This window comes from Aeromonas sp. S19(2024) (assembly GCF_041402625.1).
Lineage (GTDB): Bacteria > Pseudomonadota > Gammaproteobacteria > Enterobacterales > Aeromonadaceae > Aeromonas > Aeromonas caviae.
This window is the reverse complement of record NZ_JBGLQU010000015.1, coordinates 1-19,444: the sequence shown is the minus strand read 5'-3', so window position 1 is coordinate 19,444 and position 19,444 is coordinate 1. Positions and strand designations below refer to the sequence as shown.

Genomic DNA, 19,444 nt, shown 5'->3' with positions numbered 1-19,444 from the left:
GTTCCTTAACCTTGCTTGTTCTCTGTGCGCTGACACATGGGGAAACCCAGCGCTTCGCGGGAGGCGTAGTATGCCTCTGCCACGGCCTTGGTCAGGGTGCGAATGCGCAGGATGTAGCGCTGACGCTCGGTGACCGAGATGGCCTTGCGGGCATCCAGCAGGTTGAAGGAGTGAGCGGCTTTGAGGATGCGCTCGTAGGCAGGCAGCGGCAGCGGTTTTTCCAGTGCCAGCAGATTCTGGGCTTCCTTCTCGTACTGCTCGAAGCAGTGGAACAGGAACTCCACGTCGGCGTGTTCGAAGTTGTAGGTGGATTGCTCCACTTCGTTCTGGTGGAACACGTCGCCGTAGGTGGTCTTGCCCAGCGGGCCGTCAGACCAGACCAGGTCGTAGACGCTGTCCACGCCCTGGATGTACATGGCCAGACGCTCGAGACCGTAGGTGATCTCGCCGGTGACCGGCTTGCATTCGAGGCCGCCAACCTGCTGGAAGTAGGTGAACTGGGTCACTTCCATGCCGTTCAGCCACACTTCCCAGCCCAGACCCCAGGCACCCAGCGTCGGGTTTTCCCAGTTGTCTTCCACGAAGCGGATGTCATGGATCTCGGGATCCATGCCCAGCTCTTTCAGGGAGCCCAGATAGAGTTCCTGAATGTTGTCGGGGGAGGGCTTGATGATCACCTGGAACTGGTAGTAGTGCTGCAGGCGGTTCGGGTTCTCACCGTAGCGGCCGTCAGTCGGACGGCGGGACGGTTGTACGTAGGCGCAGGCGATGGGCTCCGGGCCCAGGGCGCGCAGGCAGGTCATGGGGTGGGAGGTACCGGCACCCACTTCCATATCCAGCGGCTGAATGATGGTACAGCCCTGGCGGGACCAATAGTCCTGCAACTGCAGGATCAGGCCCTGAAAGGTTTTGACATCGAATTTTTGCATAGTGTTTTTCGCGCGAAATGAAATCAGAGCAAGATTTGCTGAATGTGAACCGAGGGAGTATACCGTCTGGCATGGTCGGATAATAGGCGAAATTACAGGGGATTAGTGGGGCTATGTTGCCGCTTGCCCTATGATGTCGCCGACACAAGCGGCCTGCCGATGGCCGATGAAAAACAGGGGAGAGGAAATGGAACTGCGCTGCGCCTGGGTGACCAGAGACCCGGAATACATCGAATACCATGACAAGCAGTGGGGCAGGCCGGTGTATGACGCCCGCGAGTTGTTTGCCAAGCTCTGCCTCGATGGTCAACAGGCGGGGCTGTCGTGGATCACCATCCTCAAGCGCACCGAGAGCTACCATCGCGCCTATGCGGATTTTGATCCGGTGCGCATCGTGCAGTTCGACGAGCAGGATGTGGAACGGCTGATGCAGGATACCGGCATCATCCGCAACCGGCTCAAGGTGCAGTCGATCATCAAAAATGCCCGCGCCTATCTGGCGCTGGAGGCCGAGGGCATCGACTTCGTCGATTATCTGTGGAGCTTTGTCGGCGGCGCCCCCATCGTCAACCAGCGTCAGGGCAACGGCGACATTCCGGCGACCTCGCCGGAGTCGGATGCCATGTCCAAGGCCCTCAAGAAGCGCGGCTTCACCTTCGTCGGCAGCACCATCTGCTACGCCTTCATGCAGGCGGTGGGCATGGTGAACGATCATCTGGTGACCTGCCCCTGCCACGCCGAGTGCCAGCAAGCAGCGGCGACGTGAAGGGGAAATGCACGAAGAAGGGAGGCTCAAGCCTCCCTTCTTTTTTGCTCTGAATCAGCAGGGCTCAAGGGTGCGGTCGAGCGCCTCGCACACCTCGTCGCTGCTCATCAGCCGCACGAAGGGGCCGGCCAGGGTGGCGTTGTGATGGGCGATGATCTGGGGGGCGGTCAGTTGCGGCGTGTCCATGCAGGTGTGGGCATCGCTCACCAGCACCACTGTGTAGCCGAGATCTGCCGCCGCCCGGCAGGTGGTGTCGATGCAGTACTGGGTCTTCATGCCGGTGACGATCAGGGTCTGCACGCCGTCCTCTTTCAGCCAGCCATCGAGACCGGTGCCATGGAAGGCGCTGGGGCGTTGCTTGTCGAACACCCGGTCGGCCTCGCCGACGACCAGCTCAGGCGCAAGCTGCCAGAACGGGCTGCCGGCGGCGATGGGGCTGCCGGCCGGGCCCGTGTGACGCACCGCCAGCACGGGGAGAGCGGCACTGCGGGCCGCCTGGCTCAGGCGATTGATGTTGGCCAGGGTCTCGGCCCCGGCATGGGGGGCTTCCGGGCCGTGAAGGAGGCCCACCTGGATGTCGATGATGAGCAGCGCGGGGCGGGAAAGGGACGACATGGTCATGGCTCCGTGAGAAATGTCACCCACTCTGGGGCCATGGGCTCTAATGAGACAACCCGCATCTGGGGGGCAACCACTCCAGACCCCGGGAGCATGTTCCGTTGCGCCGGGCCGGGAGCCTTTTCGCCCCTTGGTACAGCCGGGATACAGTCACACGGGTTCACCATCGGGAGCGCCATCACGAGGGAGTCCCGTGTCACTGAGCGCCGTTCGCCCTCTCTTCCCCGGCCTGATCGGCTGCCCCCTGGGGATGACGTTGCTCGTCAGGGCAAACACGAGGGGAAGCTGGCCCTGTGCAAGAAGGTCCGAGGCTGCACAGACGACGCCCCCGAGGGCCGAGTCTGCGCTACCGGGATCTTGCCCCTCCCCTATCATTGAAAGACGCCGGACCGGTTCAGGCTGTCTGGCGAAGGAGCCATCATGAAGAAGTCCGTATTGGCGCTGCTTGCCGCCACCGCCTTGCTGGCCGCCCTGCCTGCACAGGCCACCAAGCAGGCCCAGGAGCGCCGTGACGCCCGCGATGTGCGTCAGGATACCCGTCAGGAGTCCCGTGACGCGAAACAGGAGTGTCGTGAGGGGGTGGTGGGCAATGCCGACTGCCGCCAGGAGCATCGTGAAAACAAGCAGGAGGGGCGAGACAAGGCCCGGGATATCAAATATTGATGTGGGCCCGTCCGAAGATGGCCTGCACCGGGTAAGTCGCAAGGGGCAGGGGGCGTTTTGCCCCCTGCCCATCTTCGCAATGCGCGCGTCACACTCTGGCGCCTCTCTGGGTTAGAATGCGCGGCTATCGGCTAGAGTCGTTCTTTTTCAGAGGTTTTTTCATGCATTTCAAGAAACTGGTTCCTGCACTTGCCCTGACCGTCGCCATCACTGGCTGTACCACCAACCCCTATACCGGTGAATCCCAGACCTCCAAGGGCGCCTGGGGCGCGTTGGCGGGTGCGGCGACCGGCGCAGCCGTGGGGGCGCTCTCCTCCAGCAAGGGCGACCGCAAAAAGGGCATCCTGACTGGCGTCGCCGCCGGTGCGGCCCTGGGTGGCGGTATCGGTTACTACATGGATGTGCAGGAAGCCAAGCTGCGCGAGAAGCTGCAAGGCACCGGCGTCAGCGTGACCCGCAACGGTGATCAGCTGATCCTCAACATGCCGAACAACGTTACCTTCGACAGCTCCAGCGCCCAGCTGAAAGCCGCCGGTGCCAACACCCTGTCCGGCGTGGCCCTGGTGGTTGCCGAGTTCGACAAGACCCGTCTGAACGTGGTCGGCCACACCGACAGCACCGGCTCCCGCGAGCTGAACATGAAGCTCTCCCGGGATCGCGCCGATGCCGTTGCCGCCCAGCTGATCGGCCAGGGCGTGTCCGGCAGCCGCATCGCCATCAGTGGTGTGGGCCCGGATCAGCCGGTGGCCAGCAACAGCACCGTCGAAGGCAAGGCCCAGAACCGTCGGGTGACCATCACCCTGACCCCGACCACCTAAGCGGCCTGCGTTGCAGTCATGAAAAAGGCCCCGCCAGCGATGGCGGGGCCTTTCTATTGGCGCCGGGGCGTGCCCTGTGCTCCTTGCCCCCTTCTCCCCTTGCGGGAGAAGGGTCGGGGATGAGGGGATAACCGCCTCTTAGACAGCGGCAGTGAGCTGTACTTCCACCCTGTAGCCTTCGTGGGCGAGACGGGCCTGTACACAGGCGCGAACGGGGGCTGTGCCGGCATCAGGGGAGCCAGGCATCCCGCTTTGTTTAGACAGCTGCTGTGAGCTGCACTTCCACCTTGTAGCCTTCGTGGGCCAGACGGGCCTGTACACAGGCGCGAACGGGGGCTGTGTCTGCATCAGGGGAGCCAGGCATCCCGCTTTGTTTAGACCGCCGCAGTCAGCTGCACTTCTACCCTGTAGCCTTCGTGGGCGAGGCGGGCCTGCACGCAGGTGCGCACGGGGGCGGTGTCTGCATCAGGGGAGCCAGGCATCCCGCTTTGTTTAGACAGCCGCAGTCAGCTGCACTTCTACCCTGTAGCCTTCGTGGGCGAGGCGGGCCTGCACGCAGGCGCGGACCGGGGCTGTGCCGGCCGGGATCCAGGCATCCCACTGCGCGTTGAAGGCGGCGATGTCTTCAATGTCCTTGAGATAGATGTTGGCCATCAGGATCCTGTCGACGCCGGAACCGTTGGCTTCCAGCAGGCGCTGCAGGCTTTCCAGCACTTCACGGGTCTGCTGGTGGATGTCGGCGGTCTCGGTGGCGGGCACTTCCACCACGTAGAGGGTGCCGTTGTGGATGACCACATCAGACCAGCGCTGGGTGGTCCCGATACGGGTAATGGATGTCATGTTTGCTCCGGTACGGGGTTATTGACCCTTGCGGATCAGGTAGCGGTAAGGGGCCTGCTCAGTCTCGCTGGCGACCAGGGTGTGGTCCATGAAGCGGCAGAAGCTGGGGATGTCGCGGGTGGTGGAGGGGTCGTCGGCGCTGACCAGCAGGGTCTCCCCGTCAGCCATCAGCCGCACTTTCTTGCGAACCATCATCACGGGTTCGGGGCAACGAAGCCCGATTGCGTCCAGCTCGTGGGTCGCATTGCAGAATTCAGTACTCATGAATAATCAACCTTCAGCCGCACCTTCTTGCGCGCTATCGTCACGGGTTCGGGGCAACGAAGCCCGATTGCGTCCAGCTCGTGGGTCGCATTGCAGAATTCAGTACTCATGAATAATCAACCTTCAGCCGCACCTTCTTGCGCGCTATCGTCACGGGTTCGGGGCAACGAAGCCCGATTGCGTCCAACTCGTGCGTTGCGTCGCAGAATAAAGCACTCATCAATAATCAACCTTCAACCAATTCGGCCAGTAATGATACTCACGGCGAAAAAATAATCAAACCACGGGGCGGTTATGCAGCATATGCTACCAAAATGTGAACCAGCTCTACCCAGGCTTCGCTCGATGAGTAATATAAAAATTGAATCATATTCAACAAGGAGGTGTGAATATGCAGGTCTCCTACGGCAGATTGCAAGCCTACGCAGGCATGGGGTTCTTGTCGTTCGCCATGATAGTGCTGGGCAGCCCGATCGGTAATACCGGTACCTGGTTCGGCTCCATGGTGATGATAGGCCTGGGGCTCTGGATCGAGCTCAGCGACTACTACGACGAGGATGAGGACGAGAACGATCCCTCCTGAGAGCCTGGCTCTCGGCACTCAAAGGCGGACGATGTCCGCCTTTGTCATTTCTGCTCCGCGCCGGAACGGGTCGAGCGCATGGCGCGCTCCAACTGCTGCGCCGTCTGCTCGGGGTTGGCCCTGGCGTCGTTGAAGAAGCTGCTCAGCACATCCATGATCCCCTGGCGCATGTTGGTGGGCACCGCCATCCCCTCCGCCATGCTGGGCAGCAGGTTATCCTGTTGCTCGGCGTGGAGGAAGTCCTGATAGGAGCGGATGGCGCAGCGATCGAACTTGCTCATGTCCGGCTTGATGAGTGCCGGGATGGAGCCCTTCACCCGGTTGAACGCTTCCTGGAAGCGCGGTGTCATCAACAGCCTGGCCAGCTCGCCCTGGGCCTGCAACTGGGCGGGATCCCGCTGCTTGAACATGGCGATGGAGTCGAGGTTGTAGCTGAACAGCCCCTGGCTGCCCGGGCTTGGCAAGCACTCGATATCCTCGCCGGGGCGGTAGTTGCCGGCGCTCAGCTCCCCTTTCACCCAGTCCCCCATCACCTGCATGGCCGCGCCGCCGCTCTCCAGCAGGTTGGTGGCCTGGTGCCACTTCAGACCGGCGTATTTCTCGGGCACATAGGCGCGCAATTGCTGAAAGCGAGTCAGCACCCGCACCATGTCGGGGCCGGTCAGGGTGGCGCTGTCCTGTTCGAGGAAGGCCTTGCGATAGAAGGTCTTGCCCCCTTCGCCGAGGGCCACCGTTTCGAACAGCACCGCGATCTGCCAGGGTTCGTTACCGATGGCGAGGGGGGTGATGCCCTGCTCCTTGAGCTTGTCCGCCACCGCCACGAACTGGGCCCAGTCGGTGGGGGGCTTGAGCCCCTGTCGCTCGAATACCTTGCGGTTGAGCCACAGCCAGTTGACCCGGTGGATGCCGGTGGGGACCGCCATCAGGGCGCCGTTCTGGCTGAGTGTGTCGCGCACCATGGGGGGCAGCTGAGGGTACCAGCCGAGATGCTCGGCCATGGGGGTGAGATCGCGCAGAAAGCCCAGGCTGCCCCACTCGTGCAGCTCGAACCCCTTGAGGTGGGCCGCCTCCGGCGGGTTTGCCGCCAGGGCCCGGCTCTTGAGCACCGTCATGGCGCTCTTGCCGCCCCCGCCCTGTACCGCGAAGTCGTTCCACTGGTTGCCCTGTTCGGCCCACTCGGACTTGAGCACTTCCACGGCCCTGGCCTCGCCGCCGGAGGTCCACCAGTGCAATACCTCCACCTGGGAGGCGCAGACGGGCAGGGAGAGCAGGGCGATGACAGAAAAAGACAACCACTTCATACATTACTGCCTTGGTAGGGAGAGGGTGGCCTGCAGGCCGCCCTGGGGGCGATTTTCCAGCACCAGGTCGCCGCCGTGGGCGTGGGCTATGTTGCGGGCGATGCCAAGGCCCAGCCCGGTGCCGGCGGCATCGGTGCTGAGGCGGTAGTAGGGCTCGAAGATGCGCTCGAACTGATCGTCCGGCAGACCGGGCCCCTCGTCCATGATGAAGAGGATCAGCATCTCCTCGTCATCCATGATGATGATGCGCACCTTCTGGCCGTACTTGATGCCGTTGTCCACCAGGTTGCCGATGCAGCGCTTGAGGGCCAGCAGCTTGCCGCGATAGGGCCACTTGCAGTGGCCCTCGATGGTGAGCAGATCCTCGTGCAGGTTCATGGCCTCCGCCATCTGCTCCAGCAGGGCGTTGACGTCGATCTGCTCGAGGTTCTCGTGAATGTCCGTCTCTTTGACCGTCTGCAGCGCCCCTTTGACCATCAGCTCCAGCTCGTCCAGGTCCTTGTTGAACTTGGCGATCTGCACCTCGTCGTCCAGCAGTTCGACCCGTAGTCGCAGCCGGGTGATGGGGGTCTTGAGGTCGTGGGAGATGGAGCTGAAGAGGCGCTCCCTGTCATCGATGAAGCGGCGAATGCGCTGCTGCATGATGTTGAAGGCGCGGGTCGCCGCCACGATTTCGGAGGCACCCTCCTCTTTGAGGGACGGCTGGTCGATGTCCTTGCCGAGGTTGACCGCCGCCTTGGCGAGGCGACGCAGGGGGCGGGTCTGCCAGCGCACCAGCATGAAGGTGAAGAAGCAGAGGAAGACCGTCATCAGGGCGATGAAACGCACTTGGTTGCTCGGCATCACGGTGTCATCCAGCGTCATGTAGGGGGCGGGCAGCAGGGCCGCCAGATAGAGCCACTCCCCCGGTTCTATCTCGATCTGGGTCACCAGCACCGGCGGATTGATGGGCTCCAGGGACAGGGTGTAGCGGGCCCAGGAGGAGGGGAGATCCGCCAGCAGGGTGTCGTTGTTGAAGACGTGCAGCTCCTCGGGGCGGGAGAAGTCCACCTTGATCGCCATGGCGTCGGAGAGCTTGCGGCTGAGCACCTCCTGCACCTCTTTGAGCACCAGCGTCTTGCGCTCGCTGTCGGGGATGGCGCTGATGTGGATCTCTTCCTCGTTCAAGGAGACGAAGAAGCGGCTGCCCCCCATGTTGCGCAGCTGATCCAGGGCAATGTGGCGGTATTGCAGGGGCAGGGACTTGAAGAAGTTGACGGTGGAAGCCGCCGACAGCGCCAGGTTGCGGGTGGTGCTGAGCATGCCCTCCAGCTCCCGCTTCTGGATCTGCTGCATCCAGATGCCGGTGAGGATGGTCTGGGAGAGCAGGATGGCGAGCAGCAACAGCAGCAGCATCCGCGACAGCAGGGAGCGGGGCACCAGGGCCCGCCAGAACTTCTGCCCCGTCATGGCAGCGTGTGTCTCTTGTCGATCAGCATGGGGTGCTTACCTCTGTGCCTTGCCGTTGCCCCGTGATGGGTTTCTCTTCTGCCCGTTCAAGGTCTCGCCGTAGCGTCTGTCTGTTACGGGATCTCGTGGACTTCGGCGATCAGCATGTAGCCGCTGCCGCGAATGGTCTTGATGATGCGCGGGCTCTTGCCGTTGTCACCCAGCTTCTGGCGCAGGCGGCTGATTTGCACATCGATACCGCGCTCCATGGGCAGGCTCTCGCGACCGCGGGTGGCGTCCGAGATGGTATCCCGGTCCAGCACCACGCCGGGCTGCTGCAGGAACATGCCGAGCAGCAGGGCATCGCTGCCGGAGAGATCCAGCAGGCTGCCATCTTCGTGGGTCAGCTGGTGGCTCAGGGTGTCCAGGGTCCACTCGGCGAAGCGCAGCCGACGGCTCGGTTCCTTCTCTTTCTCCGGCTGGCGGAATTCGGCGCGGCGCAGCAGCGCCTTGATGCGGGCCTGCAGTTCGCGCGGGCTGAACGGCTTGGCGATGTAGTCGTCGGCGCCAAGTTCCAGACCGATCACCCGGTCAGCCTCGTCGGAGGCGGCGGTGAGCATGATGATGGGTACCTGGGAGTCGCGGCGGATCTGCTGGCAGAGGGTAAAGCCGTCGTCGCCGGGCATCATGATGTCCAGAATGATGAGGTCCGGGCTGTGCTGGGCCAGTTGTTGGCGCATCTCGTTCCCTTCGGCCGCGGTCAGTACCTCGAAACCAGCCCGGGTCAGGTACTCGTTGAGCAGCTCGCGGATCTCCCGATCGTCGTCGACGATAAGCAGTTGTTTGCTCGTTGACATATGTATGTGCATCCACCCATTTTTTTGTGCAGATTGAACCTGTCGGGGGAGCAAAAAGCAAGCAAGCCCCCCCTCTAATGTGAAGTTATGGGCAATATAGCCTCAGGATTGGCCCCGATCGCGGGAAAAGAATAAAAAAGGCCGACCCAAACGGGCCGGCCAACACGCAGATTCCGACGGCAGGAGCGCACCCCGTGTGGCGCGTTCCACAGACTCGACAGCAGGGTCGGCAGGCCGACCCGGTATTCGTGATGGGGCCGCTGTGCCGGGAAGCAGGGCCGCCTTCTGTCTGTTGTTGCCGCCCCGAGGCGGCGTCCCTGACCGGTGAGCAGTCAGGGGCGATTCACTTACACCCGTTCGAACACGGTGGCGATGCCCTGACCCAGGCCGATGCACATGGTGGCGACTCCCAGGGTGGCGTCCTTCTCTTCCATCAGGTTGATCAGGGTGGTGGAGATGCGGGCACCGGAGCAGCCGAGCGGGTGACCCAGGGCGATGGCGCCACCGTTGAGGTTCACCTTCTCATCCACCAGGTCTTGCAGACCCAGATCCTTCACGCAGGGGAGGGACTGGGCGGCAAACGCCTCGTTCAGCTCGAAGAGGTCGATGTCGCCGACGGTCAGCCCGGCTCGCTTGAGCGCTTTCTGGGTGGCCGGCACCGGGCCGTAACCCATGATGGCGGCGTCACAGCCGGCGATGGCCATGGCGCGCACCCTGGCGCGGGGCGTGAGGCCGAGGGCCTTTGCACGGTCCGCACTCATCACCAGCATGGCGGCGGCGCCATCGGACAGGGCCGAGGAGGTGCCGGCGGTGACGGTACCGTTGACCGGGTCGAACACCGGGCGCAGCTGGCTCAGCGTCTCGACCGTGGTCTCGGGGCGGATCACCTCGTCATAGTCGTAGAAGAAGCGGGCGCCGCTGGCGTCGTGCCCTTCCAGCCCGACGATCTCCTTGGCAAAACGCCCTTCCACGGTGGCGGCGTGGGCACGGCGGTGGGAGCGGGCCGCAAACTCGTCCTGCTGTTGACGGCTGATGCCGTGCAGCTTGCCGAGCATCTCGGCGGTCAGCCCCATCATGCCGGAGGCTTTTGCCACCGACTTGGCCATGCCGGGGTGGAAGTCCACCCCGTGGCTCATGGGCACGTGGCCCATGTGCTCGACGCCACCGATGATGAAGATATCGCCGTCACCCACCTGAATGGCGCGGGAGGCGTCGTGCAGCGCCTGCATGGAGGATCCGCACAGGCGGTTGACGGTGACCGCCCCAACCTGTTTCGGAATGCCGGCCAGCAGGGCGGCGTTACGGGCGATGTTGAAGCCCTGCTCCAGGGTCTGCTGCACGCAGCCCCAGTAGATATCCTCGATCTCGTTCGGGTCGAGGTTGGGGTTGCGCAGCAGGATGGATTTCATCAGGTGCGCGGACAAGTCTTCTGCACGCACGTTGCGGAAGGCGCCGCCCTTGGACCGGCCCATGGGGGTCCGGATACAGTCGACAATGACTACGTCTTTCATGAATGGATCTCCTTTCCGCAATCAGTAGAAGGTTTTGCCCTGGGCAGCCATCTCGCGCAGCTTGTCGCTGACGCGGTAGAGCGGGCCCAAATCGGCATACTGGTCGGCCATGGCCACGTAGCGATCCAGGCCGATAGTGTCCAGATAGCGGAACACGCCGCCGCGGAAGGGAGGGAAGCCCAGACCGTAGACCAGCGCGATGTCGGCTTCGGCTGGTGTGGCGACAATGCCCTCTTCCAGGCAGAGCACCACCTCGTTGATCATCGGGATCATCATGCGGGCGATGATGGCTTCCTTGTCAAAGTCCTGCTTCGGCTTGGCGATGGGGGCCAGCAGCTCGTAGCTGGCGGCGTCGGCCACCTTCTTCGGCTTGCCCTTCTTGTCCTGCTCGTAGGCGTAGAAACCCTTGCCGTTCTTCTGGCCGAAGCGGCTGGCGTCATACATTACGTCGATGGCGGTGCGGCCTTCTTTGCTCATGCGTGCCGGGAAGCCCTGCGCCATCACGTCACCGGCGTGGTGGCCGGTGTCGATGCCGACCACGTCCAGCAGGTAGGCGGGGCCCATGGGCCAGCCAAACTCCTTCTCCATCACCTTGTCGACGGCGGCGAAGTCGGCGCCATCGGCGACCAGCTTGTTGAAGCCGAAGAAGTAGGGGAACAGCACGCGGTTCACGAAGAAGCCGGGGCAGTCGTTGACCACGACCGGGGACTTGCCCATGGCGGCGGCGTAGGCCACCACGCGGTTGATGGTTTCATCGGAGGTTTGCTCGCCGCGGATGATCTCCACCAGTGGCATGCGGTGCACCGGGTTGAAGAAGTGCATGCCGCAGAAATTCTCGGGGCGCTTCAGTCCCTTGGCCAGCAGGGAGATGGGGATGGTGGAGGTGTTGCTGGCGAGCACGGCGTCTTCGCCGATGATCCCTTCCACTTCACTCAGCACGGCCGCCTTCACTTTCGGGTTCTCGACCACGGCTTCGACCACCACGTCCACATGCTTGACGTTGTCATAGCTGAGGGTCGGCGTGATGGCGGAGAGCACCTGGCCCATCTTGATGCCGTCGATGCGACCGCGCTCGAGCTGGCCGTTGAGCAGCTTGGTGGCCTCATTCATGCCAAGTGCCAGCGCCTTCTCGTTGATGTCCTTCATCACCGCCGGGATGCCTTTGCTGGCAGACTGGTAGGCGATGCCGCCCCCCATGATGCCGGCACCCAGCACGGCGGCATGGCCGGTGGCCTTGCTCGCCTGCTTGGCGGCCTTCTTGGCCAGCGCCTTGATGTGTTGATCGTTCAAGAAGATACCGACCAGCGCCTTGGCCACGTCGGTTTTCGCCAGCTTGATGAAGGTGGCGGCCTCGGCGGCCAGCGCTTCATCACGGCCCATGCCGGCGGCGGCTTCCACCGTCTTCACGGCGGCCATGGGGGCCGGATAGTGTTTGCCCGCCACGGCGGCAACCATGCCGGCGGCGGTGGTGAAGCTCATCATGGCTTCCAGTTTGGAGAGGCGCAGCGGGGCTTTCTTGGCGGCACGGCGGCCCTGCCAGTCCAGCTTGCCCTTGACCGCGTCCTTGATCATCTGCACGGCGGCGCTGTGCAGCGCGTCCGGGGCGACCACGGCGTCGATGGCGCCCACCTTGAGGGCGTCATCGGCACGGTAATCCTTGCCGGTGGTGATCCACTCCAGCGCGTTGTCGGCACCGATCACCCGCGGCAGACGGACAGTGCCGCCAAAGCCCGGCATGATGCCGAGCTTGGTCTCGGGCAGGCCGATTTTGGCGCTGGTATCAGCCAGGCGGAAATCGGTGGAGAGAATAGTCTCGCAGCCGCCACCCAGGGCGTGACCCTTGATGGCAGAGAGGGTTGGCACGGGCAGATCTTCGATGGCGTTGAAGATGTCGTTGGCCTTTTTCAGCCAGCCGAGCAGGTCTTCTTGCGGCAGATCGAACAGTTCCAGGAATTCGGTGATGTCGGCGCCGACGATGAAAGCGTCTTTGCCGGAGGTGAGGATCAGACCCTTCAAATCGGCTTGTTGCTGTAATGCGGCGATCGCTTCGCTCAGGGAGAGCAGGGTAGCGCGATCCAGCTTGTTGACTGAACCCGGGGCATCGAACCTCAGCTCGGCAATGCCGTCTTCGAGGTAGCTGACCGTCAGGGTTTCGCCTTGGTAGATCATGAGAGTGTCTCCTTGTTCCCACTCTGTGGGGAATGGTGCTCCTTTATCCCCAGCAGGGGGCGAGGCTCACTATTGATCCAAAAGGAGACATTTTCAACACCTATTTAAAACATTTGTTTAACAGTTATCGAGTAAAAGCTCTTCATCACAAAACGGGTAAAAAAGAGGCGCCTTGCGGCGCCTCCGATGGAGATGAGCGTGGTATCAGCTAGCCAGTTCCGGCCGGTTGCGATACTGGTTCAAGACCTCGGGATCGGCGAGGGCGTGGGTGTTGTTGACGGGGCGGTTGTGTACCACTTCCCGCACCGCCAGCTCCACTATCTTGCCGGACTTGGTGCGGGGGATGGCATCCACCTGCAGGATGCGGGCAGGAACATGACGGGCGGTGCAGTGTCGCTTGATCTGCTGGCAAATCCGCTCACGCAGCCCGTCGTCCAGCTTGCAACCCGCCTTGAGCTTGACGAACAGCACCACCCGCTCGTCCTGTTTCCATTGCTGGCCGATGACGATGCTCTCTTCCACCTCATCGAGTTGTTCCACATAGCGGTAGATCTCGCTGGTGCCGATGCGCACGCCGCCCGGGTTGAGGGTCGCGTCGGAGCGGCCGTAGAACAGAATGCCGCCGGTCGGGGTCAGCTCGATCCAGTCCCCGTGGCACCAGATGTTGTCGAACCGCTCGAAGTAGGCGGCGTGGTATTTGTCGCCGTTCTCGTCACCCCAGAAGTAGATGGGCTGTGCCGGGAAAGGCTTGGTGCAGACCAACTCGCCCTTTTCCCCCAGCACCGGCTGGCCCGCCTCGTTGAATACCTGCACCGCGAGACCAAGGCCGCGCCCCTGGCTCTCGCCGCGATAGACGGGGCTCAAGGGGTTGCCGATGACGAAGCAGGAGCAGATGTCGGTGCCGCCAGAGATGGAGCTGAGCTGCACATCCTGCTTTATCTGCTGGTAAACGTAGTCAAACCCCTCCGGCGACAGCACGGATCCGGTGCTGCAGATCAGCCGCAAGTGCGGCAAGTCGTGGGTCTTGATGGGGGCATAACCCTGCTTGTGCAGCGCATCGAGATACTTGGCCGAGGTGCCGAACAGGGCGACCTCTTCGTCCCGTGCCAGATCCCACAGCACGTTGCCATCCGGGTAGAAGGGGGAACCATCGTAGAGCACCAGGGTGGCGCCGGAGGCGAGGGCGCTCACCAGCCAGTTCCACATCATCCAGCCACAGGTGGTGAAGTAGAAGATGCGCTCCCCCGGCTTGATGTCGCAGTGCAGCTGGTGCTCTTTCAGGTGTTGCAGCAGGGTGCCGCCAATGCCGTGCACGATGCACTTGGGTTTGCCGGTGGTGCCGGAGGAGTAGAGGATATAGAGCGGGTCATTGAAAGCCATGGGCTCGAACTGCAGGCTGGCATCCGGCTGACCGGCCAGGATCTGGCGCCAGTCGTGGCCAAGCTGCAGGGGGTGGCCCAGCAAGGGGATCATGACCGTCTGCTCAATGCTGTCGATCTGGCTGACGACCCCCGCCACTTTGTCCTGAATGTCGATAGCCTTGCCGCCGTAGCGGTAGCCATCCACCGCGAACAGCACCCTGGGACGGGTCTGGCCGAAGCGCTCCACCACGCTGGCCTCGCCAAAATCGGGACTGGTGGAGGTCCAGATCGCGCCGAGGCTGGTGGTTGCCAGCATGGCTACCACGGTTTCCGGGATATTGGGCAGGTAGGCTGCGACCACATCACCCCGGCCGATTCCCTGGCCACGCAGCCACTGGGCCAGGCGGGCGACCTGATCTGCCAGCTCATGCCAGCTCAGGGTCCGGCTTGGACCCCCTTCGATGCGGGAGATGATGGCCGGGCTCTCATCCTGACGGCGCAGCAGGTTCTCGGCGAAGTTGAGCTGGCTGTCGGGGAACCAGCGGGCGCGCTGCATATCCTGGCGGTTCTCCGCCACAATGTTGCCAAGCTCGCCCTTGACGCCGCAGTGCTGCCACACTAGGGGCCAGAAGCGGGTGGTCTTCTCCACCGACCATTGATACAGGTCGGCATAGCTGCGCAGTTGCAGACCATGGAAGTGATTGACCTCGGCCATGAACTGGTGGAGGTTGGAGTGCTGCATCCTGTCCTGATCCGGTGTCCACAGACAAAGGGTTTGCATGAGTCGTTCCTGACGGCTGATATCTACTGTCTGTGGGCAGTGTATTGAATTGTTCTTTGTTTGTTAATTGTCTGTTTTATCTTCATAACAAAAAGCCTGTAACCTATGCGTTACCTCACGAAGCGAAAGCCGGGTGGCTCGAGCCTTGATTCGCTTGATGTTATGCTGAAGTCACATTCGCCCGGAGCAGGACGCCATGAGCAGTTACAGCCAACTTTTTGCCCAGCATCTCGACAGCCTTCAGCAGCGTACCCGCGACATCCTGCAACAACAGGGTCTTGGCGGTCTCGCTATCCACTCCGGCCAGACTCATCGTATCTTCCTCGATGACCAGGATTATCCCTTCAAGGTGAATCCCCAGTTCAAGGCCTGGCTGCCGGTGCTGGACAACCCTCACTGCTGGTTGCTGGTGGATGGCGTGAGCAAGCCGGTGCTGCTGTTCTACCGGCCGGTGGACTTCTGGCACAAGGTGGCGGAATTGCCCAACGCCTTCTGGGTCGACTTCTTCGACATTCGCTTCCTGACTCGCCCGGAGCAGGTTGCCGATCACCTGCCGGCCAACAAGCAGGAGTGGGCCTATCTGGGCGGCCATCTGGAAGTGGCCGAGCTGCTGGGACTGGGCCAGCCCAATCCGGAGGCGGTCCTCAACTACCTGCACTACCACCGTGCCTACAAGACGCCCTATGAGCTGGAATGTCTTCGCGATGCCAACCGCATCGGCGTGCGCGGCCACATCGCGGCCAAGGACTCCTTCATGGCGGGGGCGAGCGAGTTCGAGATCAACCTAGCCTACATGAAGGCGGTCGGACAGGGGGCCAATGAGGCGCCCTACGGCAACATTGTTGCCATCAACCGCAATGCGGCCATCCTGCACTACACCCATCTCTCCACCCAGCGGGTGCCGGATGCGGAGCGTTACTCCTTCCTCATCGATGCCGGTGTGGACGTGCACGGTTATGCCTCCGACATTACCCGGACCTGGGCCTGGCGCCGCGGTGAGTTCGCCGATCTGATCGCAGCGCTGGATGCACAGCAACAGGAGATCGTCGACGAGATCAAGCCGGGCCGCCGCTACAGTGAGCTGCACCTGCAGATGCACCACAGGCTGGCGCGCCTGCTGCAAGCCACCGAACTGGTAGACATGTCGGTGGACGAGATGATCCACACCGGGGTGACCAATGTCTTCTTCCCCCACGGTCTCGGCCACTTCCTCGGCCTGCAGGTACACGATGTCGGCGGCTTCATGCAGGATGAGCGCGGCACCCACCTGGCGGCCCCCGAGCAGTTCCCTTATCTGCGCTGCACTCGGGTGATGGAAGTGGGCCAGGTGTTCACCATCGAGCCGGGTCTCTACTTCATCGACAGCCTGCTGGAGCCGCTGCGCCAGGGTGAGCAGGGCAAGCGGGTCAACTGGAACAAGGTGGAGGCGCTGCGTCCCTATGGTGGCATTCGCATCGAGGACAACGTGGTGCTGCATGCCAACGGGGTGGAGAACCTGACCAGACAAGCAGGGCTCTGATGGCGACGGATTACCCCATACCGGCAGCCCCACTGGAGGTGAGCGAAGAGATCAAGAAGAGCCGCTTCATTACCTACATCGCCCACACTCCGACCGTCGAGGCCGCCAAGGCCTGGATAGACGAGATCAAACAGCAACACCCGGGAGCCCGGCATCACTGCTGGGCTTTTGTCGCCGGCGCCCCGCAAGACAGCCAGGTTTATGGTTTCAGTGATGATGGCGAACCCTCGGGCACAGCGGGAAAACCCATGCTGGCCCAGTTGATGGGGGCCGGTCTGGGTGAAGTCGCCGCCGTGGTGGTGCGCTATTACGGTGGAGTGCTGCTGGGGACCGGTGGCCTGGTTAAGGCCTATGGCGGTGGTGTGGGGGCAGCACTCAAGCAACTTGAAACCTGTATCAAGCGTCAGCTGACCTCTTCCGTGATCCAGTGTGACTACACCGACATGGGGGCAGTGGAGTCCCTCATCTCTGCCCATCAAGGGCAGTTGCTGGTGGCCGATTATGGTGCCAGCGTCACCCTTCAGGTAGCGTGGGAGTCTGCGATCTGGGCCCGTATCGCACAGGAATTGACCGACCGGACCCAGGGTCGGGTATCCCTTCGTCCCTTAGATGGCTAGAATCCATCGCTCTTTTAGTCTGAAGAGGGAGCCGGAATGCAGATTCTGAGCATCATTCGTATCGTCGGTCTGCTGGTTGCCCTGTTCAGTTCGACCATGCTGCTGCCCGCGATGGTCGCTTTTGGGTATCGTGATGGCGGTGGTACCGAGTTCGTCAACTCCTTCGTCATAGCCCTCCTGCTCGGCCTGCTGCTCTGGTTCCCCAACCGCCACCAGAAAAAGGAACTCAGGTCCAAGGAAGGCTTCCTCATCGTGGTGCTGTTCTGGGTGGTGCTGGGGAGCGTGGGTGCCGTCCCCTTCATCATCAGCGACGTGCCGAACATGTCGGTCTCGGAGGCATTTTTCGAGTCGTTTTCCGGCCTGACTACCACGGGTGCAACGGTGCTGACCGGGCTGGACAATCTGCCCAAGGCGTTCCTCTTCTACCGCCAGCTGCTGCAATGGCTCGGTGGCATGGGGATCATCGTGCTGGCGGTGGCCGTGCTGCCACTGCTGGGTATCGGGGGTATGCAGCTCTATCGCGCCGAGATCCCGGGGCCCGTCAAGGACAACAAGGTGACCCCGCGCATCGCCGAGACGGCCAAGGCGCTCTGGTTCATCTATCTGTTGCTGACCTCCCTCTGCGCTCTCGCGTACTGGATGGCGGGAATGACGTTGTTCGATGCCATCTGCCACTCCTTCTCCACCTTGTCGGTTGGGGGGTTCTCGACCCACGACGCCAGCATCGGATTCTTCGACAGCCCGGCCATCAACCTGATCACAGTGGTGTTCCTGTTGCTGGCGAGCGTCAACTTCGCGCTTCACTTCATGGTATTTGCCCACAAGCCGGTGCGCGTGAGCAGCTATCTGCGGGACTCGGAGCTCAAAGTGTTTCTGAGCATCCAGTGCGTGCTGGTGTTGATCTGTTTCGTCTCTCTGCTGTTCCACGGTCATTACGCCACCTGGCAGGAGGCGCTCAACCACGGTCTGTTCCAGGCGGTGTCGCTGGGCACGACCACCGGCTACAGCACGACCAGCTATGCGGAGTGGCCCTCCTTTCTGCCCATGCTGTTGATGTTCTCCGCCTTCATCGGCTGCTGCGCCGGCAGTACCGGGGGGGGCATCAAGGTGATGCGTTTCATGATCTTGTTCCTGCAGGGGATGCGTGAACTCAAACGGCTGGTGCATCCGCGGGCCATCTACACCTTGAAGCTGGGACGCCGCGCCGTACCGGAGCGGATCGTGGAAGCGGTCTGGGGCTACTTTGCCACCTACATCATCCTGTTCTTCATCTTCATGCTGTTGCTGCTGATGACGGGGCTGAACGAAGTGACGGCCTTCTCCGCCGTGGCTGCGGCATTCACCAACGTGGGGCCGGGTCTGGGGGAGGTGTCGGCCAACTTCGGCAATATCTCGGCCACTGCACAGTGGATATTAATCGTGGCCATGTTGTTTGGTCGATTGGAAATCTTCACACTTCTGGTACTGTTTACTCCTGCATTCTGGCGTAGTTGAGGTTGGTATGGACAAGATTTTGGTGCTTTATTCTTCCCGGGACGGGCAAACGCGGAAAATCGTGGATGTCATGCTGGAGGAAATATCAGGATGCGAAGTGGTGATGCACGACCTGCACACCCTGCCCATGTGCAACCTCAGCAAGTATGCCAAGGTGTTGATTGGCGCTTCCATTCGCTACGGTAACTTCCACCCCAGCCTGCTCAGCTTCATACACGCACATCATGAACAGCTGGAAGTAGCCAATGCGGCGTTCTTCTGCGTGAACCTGACGGCACGCAAGCCCGAGAAGCAGACGCCGCAGACCAACGCCTACATGAAGAAGTTTCTGCGCCTCTCTCCCTGGAAGCCTAAAACTCTGGGGGTGTTTGCCGGGGCATTGCAGTACTCCCGTTACAACTGGTGGCAGACCCGTATCATTCAGTTGATCATGAAGATTACCGGGGGCAGCACGGATACCAGCAAGGATCTGGAATTCACCGACTGGGACAAGGTGCGCGGCTTTGCCCGTGAGTTTTGGTCAAAAAAGTAACAGTGACGTCATTCAAAGCGGCCAGAGCCCTGCGTAAGCAGGGCTTTTTGTTTGATAAGTAGGCGTTCGAGCCGCAAAACGGTAAAAAGGACTATTTTTCGCAAAATAGCCCTTGTCATCCCGGCGCTGCTCCCTATAATGCGCCCCTACCAGCACGGCGGAACACGCCGAACTGATGAGCCAGCTTCCTAGCGAAGTAGGCGCCGAAAGAAAAGCGAAAACAACCGCTTGACTTTCGAAGTGAGGAGTGTAAGATGCGCCTCCTCAACGCGATAAGCGTGACGCTCTTTAACAATTTGAATCAAGCAATCTGTGTGGGCACTCACAGCATCGAGCATCAAAAACAATTTTTGATTTTCAATGTCTGATGAAGTGACCAAAGCAACGAAAGTT

At 61.8% G+C, this 19,444-nt stretch carries 20 protein-coding genes and 1 pseudogene; 8 read left to right on the top strand and 13 right to left on the bottom strand.

The genetic code is table 11. The features are described 5' to 3' along the window. Nucleotides 1-5: 5 nt before the first annotated feature. Nucleotides 6-929 carry a glycine--tRNA ligase subunit alpha gene (gene glyQ, locus ACB037_RS19565; protein ID WP_041212022.1) on the bottom strand — a complete coding sequence of 308 codons (924 nt, stop codon included), beginning with the start codon at nt 927-929 and terminating at the stop codon, nt 6-8. A 187-nt stretch (nt 930-1,116) separates the two neighbouring features. On the opposite strand from glyQ, the gene ACB037_RS19560 reads away from it, so the two are divergent. After that, nucleotides 1,117-1,695: a DNA-3-methyladenine glycosylase I gene (locus ACB037_RS19560; RefSeq protein WP_210557419.1), complete on the top strand. Its 579-nt coding sequence runs from the start codon at nt 1,117-1,119 to the stop codon at nt 1,693-1,695. Between the two features lie 54 nt (nt 1,696-1,749). Here ACB037_RS19560 and ACB037_RS19555 read toward each other — a convergent pair whose 3' ends face one another. Then, entirely contained in the window at nt 1,750-2,310 is a 561-nt protein-coding gene (locus tag ACB037_RS19555) for a cysteine hydrolase family protein (protein WP_080944135.1), read from the bottom strand. 423 nt (nt 2,311-2,733) lie between these two features. Here ACB037_RS19555 and ACB037_RS19550 point away from each other — a divergent pair, with 423 nt between their 5' ends. Together ACB037_RS19550 and ACB037_RS19545 are read left to right on the top strand one after the other, a co-directional pair. Next, on the top strand, nt 2,734-2,976 hold the full coding sequence (locus tag ACB037_RS19550; RefSeq protein WP_323934908.1) for a hypothetical protein: 243 nt from the start codon (nt 2,734-2,736) through the stop codon (nt 2,974-2,976). A 161-nt stretch (nt 2,977-3,137) separates the two neighbouring features. Further along, nucleotides 3,138-3,794, top strand: a complete 657-nt coding sequence (locus ACB037_RS19545) for an OmpA family lipoprotein (protein WP_371175788.1) — start codon at nt 3,138-3,140, stop codon at nt 3,792-3,794. 138 nt (nt 3,795-3,932) lie between these two features. On the opposite strand, the pseudogene ACB037_RS19540 reads toward ACB037_RS19545, so the two are convergent. From ACB037_RS19540 to tusA, 4 genes and pseudogenes are all read right to left on the bottom strand, one after another. Continuing rightward, nucleotides 3,933-4,022 (bottom strand): annotated as a pseudogene (locus ACB037_RS19540) (RidA family protein); the annotation flags it as partial. Nucleotides 4,023-4,168: 146 nt separating this feature from the next. After that, nucleotides 4,169-4,276 (bottom strand): endoribonuclease L-PSP, encoded by a 108-nt coding sequence (locus ACB037_RS19535; RefSeq protein ID WP_167826490.1) that lies wholly within the window; start codon nt 4,274-4,276, stop codon nt 4,169-4,171. Nucleotides 4,277-4,286: 10 nt separating this feature from the next. Next, nucleotides 4,287-4,634, bottom strand: coding sequence for a RidA family protein (locus ACB037_RS19530; protein ID WP_128297086.1), 348 nt, complete (start codon nt 4,632-4,634; stop codon nt 4,287-4,289). Between the two features lie 18 nt (nt 4,635-4,652). Next, nucleotides 4,653-4,898 (bottom strand): sulfurtransferase TusA, encoded by a 246-nt coding sequence (gene tusA, locus ACB037_RS19525; protein ID WP_041214136.1) that lies wholly within the window; start codon nt 4,896-4,898, stop codon nt 4,653-4,655. Nucleotides 4,899-5,289: 391 nt separating this feature from the next. On the opposite strand from tusA, the gene ACB037_RS19520 reads away from it, so the two are divergent. Next, nucleotides 5,290-5,481 (top strand): hypothetical protein, encoded by a 192-nt coding sequence (locus ACB037_RS19520; protein WP_010672410.1) that lies wholly within the window; start codon nt 5,290-5,292, stop codon nt 5,479-5,481. Nucleotides 5,482-5,525: 44 nt separating this feature from the next. Here ACB037_RS19520 and ACB037_RS19515 read toward each other — a convergent pair whose 3' ends face one another. The 6 genes from ACB037_RS19515 to ACB037_RS19490 form a co-directional block, all read right to left on the bottom strand. Continuing rightward, nucleotides 5,526-6,782: an ABC transporter substrate-binding protein gene (locus ACB037_RS19515; RefSeq protein WP_202043461.1), complete on the bottom strand. Its 1,257-nt coding sequence runs from the start codon at nt 6,780-6,782 to the stop codon at nt 5,526-5,528. Nucleotides 6,783-6,785: 3 nt separating this feature from the next. After that, nucleotides 6,786-8,231, bottom strand: a complete 1,446-nt coding sequence (locus ACB037_RS19510; protein ID WP_010672412.1) for an ATP-binding protein — start codon at nt 8,229-8,231, stop codon at nt 6,786-6,788. A gap of 113 nt (nt 8,232-8,344) precedes the next feature. Continuing rightward, nucleotides 8,345-9,067, bottom strand: a complete 723-nt coding sequence (locus tag ACB037_RS19505; protein WP_010672413.1) for a response regulator — start codon at nt 9,065-9,067, stop codon at nt 8,345-8,347. Between the two features lie 347 nt (nt 9,068-9,414). Next, a complete protein-coding gene (fadA, locus tag ACB037_RS19500; protein ID WP_010672414.1) occupies nt 9,415-10,578 on the bottom strand; it encodes an acetyl-CoA C-acyltransferase FadA in 1,164 nt (387 codons plus the stop codon). Between the two features lie 21 nt (nt 10,579-10,599). Further along, on the bottom strand, nt 10,600-12,747 hold the full coding sequence (gene fadB / locus ACB037_RS19495) for a fatty acid oxidation complex subunit alpha FadB (RefSeq protein ID WP_371175787.1): 2,148 nt from the start codon (nt 12,745-12,747) through the stop codon (nt 10,600-10,602). A gap of 204 nt (nt 12,748-12,951) precedes the next feature. Beyond that, a complete protein-coding gene (locus ACB037_RS19490; RefSeq protein ID WP_371175786.1) occupies nt 12,952-14,889 on the bottom strand; it encodes an acetoacetate--CoA ligase in 1,938 nt (645 codons plus the stop codon). A gap of 196 nt (nt 14,890-15,085) precedes the next feature. Between ACB037_RS19490 and pepQ the strand changes: the two genes are divergently transcribed. From pepQ to hemG, 4 genes are read left to right on the top strand one after another with little or no spacing between them, the layout of a single operon-like run. Continuing rightward, nucleotides 15,086-16,408, top strand: a complete 1,323-nt coding sequence (pepQ, locus tag ACB037_RS19485; protein WP_371175785.1) for a Xaa-Pro dipeptidase — start codon at nt 15,086-15,088, stop codon at nt 16,406-16,408. Continuing rightward, complete coding sequence (locus ACB037_RS19480; RefSeq protein ID WP_239052737.1) at nt 16,408-17,025, top strand: YigZ family protein; 618 nt, start codon at nt 16,408-16,410, stop codon at nt 17,023-17,025. The genes pepQ and ACB037_RS19480 overlap by 1 nt, the downstream gene beginning before the upstream one ends. 36 nt (nt 17,026-17,061) lie before the next feature. Next, nucleotides 17,062-18,519 carry a TrkH family potassium uptake protein gene (locus ACB037_RS19475; RefSeq protein WP_048209300.1) on the top strand — a complete coding sequence of 486 codons (1,458 nt, stop codon included), beginning with the start codon at nt 17,062-17,064 and terminating at the stop codon, nt 18,517-18,519. Nucleotides 18,520-18,526: 7 nt separating this feature from the next. Beyond that, nucleotides 18,527-19,051: a menaquinone-dependent protoporphyrinogen IX dehydrogenase gene (gene hemG, locus ACB037_RS19470; protein WP_029313439.1), complete on the top strand. Its 525-nt coding sequence runs from the start codon at nt 18,527-18,529 to the stop codon at nt 19,049-19,051. Nucleotides 19,052-19,239: 188 nt separating this feature from the next. Here the strand turns inward: hemG and ACB037_RS19465 are convergent. Then, a partial coding sequence (locus tag ACB037_RS19465) for a hypothetical protein (protein ID WP_371175784.1) occupies nt 19,240-19,444 on the bottom strand: 205 nt, incomplete at its 5' end.

What these genes read in the sequence shown, in the direction of transcription:
- glyQ (WP_041212022.1), bottom strand. Translation starts at nt 929, where the DNA reads ATGCAAAAATTCGATGTCAAAACCTTTCAGGGCCTGATCCTGCAGTTG.
- ACB037_RS19560 (WP_210557419.1), top strand. Translation starts at nt 1,117, where the DNA reads ATGGAACTGCGCTGCGCCTGGGTGACCAGAGACCCGGAATACATCGAA.
- ACB037_RS19555 (WP_080944135.1), bottom strand. Translation starts at nt 2,310, where the DNA reads ATGTCGTCCCTTTCCCGCCCCGCGCTGCTCATCATCGACATCCAGGTG.
- ACB037_RS19550 (WP_323934908.1), top strand. Translation starts at nt 2,734, where the DNA reads ATGAAGAAGTCCGTATTGGCGCTGCTTGCCGCCACCGCCTTGCTGGCC.
- ACB037_RS19545 (WP_371175788.1), top strand. Translation starts at nt 3,138, where the DNA reads ATGCATTTCAAGAAACTGGTTCCTGCACTTGCCCTGACCGTCGCCATC.
- ACB037_RS19535 (WP_167826490.1), bottom strand. Translation starts at nt 4,276, where the DNA reads ATGCCTGGCTCCCCTGATGCAGACACCGCCCCCGTGCGCACCTGCGTG.
- ACB037_RS19530 (WP_128297086.1), bottom strand. Translation starts at nt 4,634, where the DNA reads ATGACATCCATTACCCGTATCGGGACCACCCAGCGCTGGTCTGATGTG.
- tusA (WP_041214136.1), bottom strand. Translation starts at nt 4,898, where the DNA reads ATGAGTACTGAATTCTGCAATGCGACCCACGAGCTGGACGCAATCGGG.
- ACB037_RS19520 (WP_010672410.1), top strand. Translation starts at nt 5,290, where the DNA reads ATGCAGGTCTCCTACGGCAGATTGCAAGCCTACGCAGGCATGGGGTTC.
- ACB037_RS19515 (WP_202043461.1), bottom strand. Translation starts at nt 6,782, where the DNA reads ATGAAGTGGTTGTCTTTTTCTGTCATCGCCCTGCTCTCCCTGCCCGTC.
- ACB037_RS19510 (WP_010672412.1), bottom strand. Translation starts at nt 8,231, where the DNA reads ATGACGGGGCAGAAGTTCTGGCGGGCCCTGGTGCCCCGCTCCCTGCTG.
- ACB037_RS19505 (WP_010672413.1), bottom strand. Translation starts at nt 9,067, where the DNA reads ATGTCAACGAGCAAACAACTGCTTATCGTCGACGACGATCGGGAGATC.
- fadA (WP_010672414.1), bottom strand. Translation starts at nt 10,578, where the DNA reads ATGAAAGACGTAGTCATTGTCGACTGTATCCGGACCCCCATGGGCCGG.
- fadB (WP_371175787.1), bottom strand. Translation starts at nt 12,747, where the DNA reads ATGATCTACCAAGGCGAAACCCTGACGGTCAGCTACCTCGAAGACGGC.
- ACB037_RS19490 (WP_371175786.1), bottom strand. Translation starts at nt 14,889, where the DNA reads ATGCAAACCCTTTGTCTGTGGACACCGGATCAGGACAGGATGCAGCAC.
- pepQ (WP_371175785.1), top strand. Translation starts at nt 15,086, where the DNA reads ATGAGCAGTTACAGCCAACTTTTTGCCCAGCATCTCGACAGCCTTCAG.
- ACB037_RS19480 (WP_239052737.1), top strand. Translation starts at nt 16,408, where the DNA reads ATGGCGACGGATTACCCCATACCGGCAGCCCCACTGGAGGTGAGCGAA.
- ACB037_RS19475 (WP_048209300.1), top strand. Translation starts at nt 17,062, where the DNA reads ATGCAGATTCTGAGCATCATTCGTATCGTCGGTCTGCTGGTTGCCCTG.
- hemG (WP_029313439.1), top strand. Translation starts at nt 18,527, where the DNA reads ATGGACAAGATTTTGGTGCTTTATTCTTCCCGGGACGGGCAAACGCGG.